Source organism: Streptomyces anatolicus (assembly GCF_019400875.1).
Taxonomy (GTDB): domain Bacteria; phylum Actinomycetota; class Actinomycetes; order Streptomycetales; family Streptomycetaceae; genus Streptomyces; species Streptomyces anatolicus.
On the sequence record NZ_WMBF01000444.1, the window covers coordinates 1 to 5,251 of the forward strand.

Sequence of the window (5,251 nt, forward strand, 5' to 3'; positions counted from 1 at the left end):
GGCGGACGGGGTCGCGCCCGGGGTGGCGCCGGACTCGGGGCTAGAGGTGGCGGCCGGGGCCGCGCCGGACGTGGCGCTAGAGGCGTCCACCGGAGCCGCACCGGCTGTGGCGCTAGAGGCGTCCACCGGAGCCGCACCGGCTGTGGCGCTAGGGGGGTCCACCAGGGCCGCGCTGGATGTGGCGCTCGGAGTGGTGGTCGGAGGCGCGCCCAAGAACGTGCCGGGTGTGCCGCCTGGGGTGGCGACCGGGGGCGCGCCGGACGTGCCGCCTGGGGTGGCGGGCGGGATCGCGCCCGGGATGGCGCCGGACTCGGCGCTAGAGATGGCCGCCGGGCCCGCACCGGACGTGGCGCTAGCAGGGACCGTCGGAGGCGCGCCGGGTGTGCCGCCTGGGGTGGCGGACAGGGGCGCGCCCGGGGTGGCGCCGGACTCGGCGCTAGAGATGGCCGCCGGAGCCGCACCGGACGTGGCGCCAGCAGGGGCCGTCGGGGGCGCGCCGGGTGTGGCGCCTGGGGTGGCTCCCGGAGTCGTGGTGAAGCGGCCTAGGTAGTTGAAGCCGATCTGGGGGGTCGGGGCGGATGCCAGCGTGGGGGCCGTCTCGGGGTTGAGGTGGCGCAGGAGGGCGTGGCCGAGGGCGTCGCCGGGGACGGCGCGCGTCTGGTCCTTGACCGCTTTCAGGAGGGCCCCGGCGGCCGGGCCCCCGGCACGGGCCTGCGCCAGGTCCACTCCCGCCGCGCCCACCCGCACCGGGTGCGCGCTCGTGAACCAGCCGACCGTGCGTGACAGATCCACGCCCTCGGCCAGCGGCTCGCGACCGTGTCCCTCGATGTCGACCAGGAGCCCCGCGCCGGTCTCGGGGCGCCACTGGGCCACCGCGCCCGCGAGCGTCGCGAGGAGCACGTCGTCGACCCCGCAGTGGAACGCTGACGTGGTCCGGCCCACCAGCGTGGCCGCCTGCTCGGGCGGCACCACCCAGGACGTGCGGCGCAGAGTCCGAGCCGTGTCCAACCCCGGGTCCAACTCTCGCTCAGTCAAAGGCGCTTGGCTCTCACCGAGCAGGGTCAGCCAGCCGTCCAGCTCGGCGACCCGCCGCTCGCCGGTCGCCTCCGCCGCCAGCAGCTGCGCCCAGCGCCGGAACGACGTGCCGACCGGGGCAGGCCGAGGCTCACGCCCGGCGGAAACCGCCTCGCACGCGGCTCGCAGGTCCGGTACCAGGATCCGCCAGGACACCCCGTCCGCCACCAAGTGGTGTGCCACCAGGACCAGTCGGCCGACGTGCCCCGGTCCGGCGTCCACCCATACCGCCCGCACCATCACGCCCGCCGCCGGGTCGAGGTCCGCCACGGCCTCCCGCGCCGCCCTCTCCGCGACCTCGCCGACCTCGGCGGCGGCCGCGGGGACCCGGGAGACCAGCGCGGACGCGTCCACCGTGCCCGGCTCGCCGACGATCAGCTTCCGCTCACCGGGAACCGTGCGGGCCCGCAGCATGTCGTGCGCGTCCAGGATGGCACCGAGGCCGGTGGCCAGTACGTCAAGACCCAGTCCGGGCGGGGCGCCGAGGGTCACCCACTGCGCGAACCCGGCATCCGTGGCGCGCTCGCCGAACGCCCGCATCACCGGCGTCCAGGGCACTTCCCCGACGCCCACGTCGGCCGTCGCCGCCTCCTGCCCCGCGGCCGCCGCCACGACCAGCGCGAGGCGTTCGGGCGTCTTCTCCTCGAAGACCTGCCGGGGCGTCACCACCAGGCCCGCCTCACGTGCCCGCGAGGCGAGCTGCATGGAGCTGATGGAGTCGCCGCCCAGCTCGAAGAAGCCGTCCTCGGCCCCGACCCGCTCCAGGCCCAGCACCTCGGCGAAGAGCCGGCACAGTACGCGCTCGGTCTCGGTGCGCGGCTCCCGCCCACTCACCCGGGCGGCGAAGTCCGGCGCGGGCAGCGCCGCCCGGTCGAGCTTGCCGTTGACGGTCAGCGGCAGGGCGTCCAGGACGACGACGGCCGCCGGGACCATGTACTCGGGCAGCCGTTGGGCCACGTACGCACGGAGTTCGTCGACGTCCGTGAGGCCTGCCTCCTCGGCGACCACGTACGCGACCAACCGCCGCTCCCCCGGCCCGTCCTGACGGGCCACCACCACGGCCTGCGCCACCGCCTCGTGCCCGGCGAGGGCGGCCTCGACCTCACCCGACTCCACCCGGAAACCGCGGACCTTGACCTGCTCGTCGGCGCGCCCCACGAACATCAGCTGTCCGTCGGCCGTCCACCGGGCCAGGTCCCCCGTCCGGTACATGCGGTCCGCGTCGCCCGGCGCGCGGAAGGGGTTGGCGACGAACCGCTGTGCCGTCAGGCCCGGCCGGTTGAGGTAGCCGCGCGCCAGACCCGGCCCCACGACGTACAGTTCGCCGACGGTTCCGGGGGGGACCGGCTTCAGGAAGTCGTCGAGGACGTAGGCCCGGCTGTTGACGAGCGGGCGGCCGACCGGCACCGGGCCGCTGTCCCGGGTCGCGCGCAGCGGTTCGCTCATCGCGGCGCAGACGGTCACCTCCGTCGGACCGTACGCGTTGACCAGGCGCCGGTCCGACCAGCGCTCGGCCAGCCACGGCGGGCACTCCTCGCCCGCGACGATCAGAGTCTCGACGGTTTCCGGCAGCGCGTCCACCGTCGCGAGGACCGAGGGCGGGACCGTCATGTGTGTCACCCCGAACTCGGCGGCCACGTCCGCGAGCGCGCCATGCGGTGGCAGCCGGTCCGCGCCTGCCACCACGAGCGCCGCTCCCGACAGGAGGGCCATGCACATCTCGGAGACGGCGGCGTCGAAGCTCCAGGAGGCCAGTTGCAGGACGCGGGAGTCCGGGCGCACGGCGAACCGTTCGATCTGGCCGGTCGCCAGGTTGCCGAGTCCGCCGTGGGTGACGAGGACGCCCTTCGGGGTCCCGGTCGAGCCGGACGTGTAGATCACGTACGCCGGATCCGTGGCGCGGCTCGTGCCGTTCCCGGCACGGTCCGTCCAGGCGGCCCCGCCGGTCGCGCCAGTCTCGCCGGTCAGGTCGGCCCCGCTGACCTCACGAGTCCCGCCGACCTCACCGGTCCCGCCCACCTCACCGGTCGCCGCCGGGCGCGTCGCGGGCGCGTCGTGCACCCACCGGGACACGCTCGCCGGGAGCACCGCCTCGGTCGCGGCCGTGCAGACCACGAGGGCGGGGTCTGCGTCGGCCAGCACCTGCGCGACGCGCTCCCGCGGGTATGCCGGGTCCACCGGTACGAAGGCCGCTCCGGCCCCGGCCACGCCCAGCAGGACCGCGACCACGTCGGCAGAGCGTTCCATCACCACGCCGACCAGGTCCCCGCGGCGCACTCCGCGCGCCCGCAGCTCGTGCGAGACGCGGTCGGCGGCCCGGGCGAGCTGCGCGTACGTCCACTGCCGGTCCGCGGCGATCACGGCAGGCGCGTCCGGGGAGCGGCGCGCCTGTGCCTCGAACAGTTCCGCAAGGGTCCCGCCGGGGACGGGCCGGTCGGTGGCGTTCCACCGCTCCAGGACGGTGGCACGTTCGGCCGGCTCCAGTACGTCGATGTCGCCGACCCGGAGCGCCGGATCGGCCGCGAGTTGGACCAGGACGCGTGCCAGTTGGCGGCCCACGTGCAGGGCCCGCGGCCCGTCGAACACGTCCGGCCGGTAGGTCAGGCGGATACCGAGGCGGTCGTCGGGGACGACTCCGACGGCAAGCGGGTAGTGGGTGCCGAGGCGGCTGTCCACCTGGGTGAGCGCGACCTCGCCGCCGTCACCGTCACGCCCGGCCCCGGAACCGGAGCCGAGGTCGGAACCGGCGCCGGAACCCGGCGCGGGGAGCAGGGGCGTGGCCCGGGGATAGTTCTCGAACATGAGCATGGTGTCGAAGGTCGCGCCCGCCCCGCAGGCCGCCTGGATCTCCGTCAGACCGGTGTGCTGATGCGCCATCAGCGCGGTCTGCCGCTCCTGGAGCCGGGTGAGCATCGCGAGCACCGGTTCGCGGGCGTCGAGCGGCACCCGCACCGGCAGCGTGTTGATGAACAGGCCGACCATCGTCTCGACACCGGGGATCTCCGGGGGCCGCCCGGCCACGGTGGTGCCGAACACCACGTCCGTGCGCCGGGCGAGGCGGGCGAGGACCATCGCCCACGCGCCCTGCACCACGGTGTTCACGGTCAGGCCCTGGGCGCGGGCCAGTTCGGTGAGGGCGCGTGTCGTGCTCCTGGAGAGGCGCAGCGAGCACTCCTCGGGCAGGACCAGGGCCCCGCCCAGCTCCGCGGGGGCCACGAGGGTCGGCTCGTCGGCCCCGGCCAGCTCGGCCCGCCAGGCGCGGTGCGCAGCTTCCTTGTCCTGCCGGTTCAGCCAGGCGAGGTACTCCCCGTACGAGGCGGCCCGCGAGGGTGTGGGGGCGATGCCGTCCGCCGCGTACGCCTCGGACACCTCGTTGAGCAGGAGCGGTGTCGACCAACCGTCGGCCACGATGTGGTGGCTGGTGACGACCAGGTGGTGCCGTTTCTCGCCGAGGCGGATCAAAAGCAGCCGCAGGAGCGGCGGGGCCGACAGGTCCAGGCGCTCGGCGGCGTCGCACGCGGCGAGCCGCCGCGCCTCGGCGAGGGCTTCGTCCTCGGGGCGGTCGGACACGTCGGCCTCGCGCCAGGGCAGTTCCACCTCGCGCGCCACGGCCTGCACGGCCTCGCCGGACGGCAGCCGGTGGAAGCTCGCCCGCAGCGCGTCGTGGCGCGTCACCAGTTCCTGCCACGACGCGCGCAGCCGTTCGGTGTCCAGCGGCCCGTCCACGGCGAGCACACGCTGGCTCTGGTACGCGTCCGGGCCGTCGCCGTCGAAGGTGGCGTGGAAGAGCATGCCTTCCTGGAGCGGCGACAGCGGCCATACGTCGGTCAGTCCCGGCACGGCCGACTCAAGCCGTTCGACTCCGGCCTGGGTCAGGGTGTCCATGAGGGGGAAGTCGGAGGGCGTGTGTCCGCCCGCCCCGTTCTCCTCGGTGTGCGCGGCGAGTCCGGCGAGCATCGCGGCCCAGGTGCGGCCGAGGAGTTCGGCGTCCGCTTCCTCGAGCAGGTCGCCGGGCCAGCTGAGCCTGATCTCCAACTCGGGCCCGCTGGGGGTGTCTTGGACGGTGACGTTCGCTTCCAGGGCGTGCGGGAGAGGCATGTCCGGGTCGACCGAGCCGCCGATCGGGGCCGCGCCGGCCGTCTGCCAGGGAACGGCCGGGGCGGGGGTGGCCCCTGGG

Annotated in this window: 1 protein-coding gene; it reads right to left on the bottom strand. The window is 75.3% G+C overall.

Features of this window, described 5'->3' with window-relative positions; translation table 11 throughout:
* Positions 1-5,251 (bottom strand): non-ribosomal peptide synthetase (locus GKQ77_RS27020; protein WP_219691545.1); only part of this gene is annotated, 5,251 nt, incomplete at both ends.